2 protein-coding genes are annotated in these 956 nt (G+C 75.4%); both read right to left on the bottom strand.

The annotated features are described in order from the left end of the window. On the bottom strand, positions 1-280 hold a 280-nt coding region (locus tag AE652_RS42085), incomplete at its 3' end, for a helix-turn-helix domain-containing protein (RefSeq protein ID WP_234348737.1). 18 nt (positions 281-298) lie between these two features. Beyond that, complete coding sequence (locus AE652_RS42080) at positions 299-874, bottom strand: GtrA family protein (protein WP_074001429.1); 576 nt, start codon at positions 872-874, stop codon at positions 299-301. Positions 875-956 lie beyond the last annotated feature (82 nt).

Raw genomic sequence — 956 nt, 5'->3', positions numbered from 1 at the left:
CGCCGGGCCCGGCCGGGTTGAGGCCGAGGGCGGTGCCGGGGCGGCCGACCTTGCCGCTGGGCGCGGCGGGGCCCTCCTCGACCACCAGGCCGGCGGCGATCAGCTGTTCGGCCAGCGAGGAGACGGCGGCCCTGGTCAGCCCCGTCCCGGCGGCCACCTCGGCGCGCGAGCGCGGCCCGCTCGCGATCGTCCCGAGCACCAGGGCCAGGTTGGCCCGGCGCATCCCCTGCTGGCTGGCGGGCCCGGTCCGGGCGGGGTCGGACTCGTGCACAAGGCTCACCTCGCCCCTTTTACGTCCTTACGGCACATCCCGTGGCATCTCGGGTGCAGCGTAGCCGGGTTCCGGGGGCACCGTCGTCGGCACCGGGACGGGCTCGGCCGGGGCCGTCCCGGCGGGCGGGAAGACCCACCGCCGGATCGCCCAGTAGCGGAACAGCATCGCCACGAAGGTGCCGACGACCATCCCGCTGAGGAAGTCCGCGACCTCCTGGCGGAGCGGGTCGACGTACGGCTCGCGCAGGTCCAGGAGGTACCGGGAGACCGCCAGCGGGACGTCGTTGACGGCGATCGCCACCGCGCTGACCAGGACGAACACCAGCACCTCGCGCCGACGGCCGTCGGCCCGCAGGGCCCGGAAGGCCCAGCGGCGGTTCAGCACGTACGAGACGACGGTGCCGATCACCGTCGCGACGGTCAGCGCGACCACCGGCTTGTGCTCCAGCACGGTGAACTTGAGCTCGAAGTCGATCACCGTGGTGAGCGCGAAGCAGCCGCTCCCGACCAGCAGGAACTTCACCAGCCGGCGGTGCCGCACCAGGAACGGGCGCAGCCGCGCGGGCACCCGGGCCAGGGCCCGCTGCGTGGGGGACGGCATCTCCGCAGTCTCGCACGCGGGGGTGCCGTCGGCCCCGCAGACCGCCGCGGCCCCGCAGGGCGCCGACGGGCCGCCCGGACCA

This window comes from Kitasatospora sp. MY 5-36 (genome assembly GCF_001182915.1).
Taxonomy (GTDB): Bacteria; Actinomycetota; Actinomycetes; order Streptomycetales; family Streptomycetaceae; genus Kitasatospora.
This window is presented reverse-complemented; position numbering and strand designations above follow the sequence as displayed.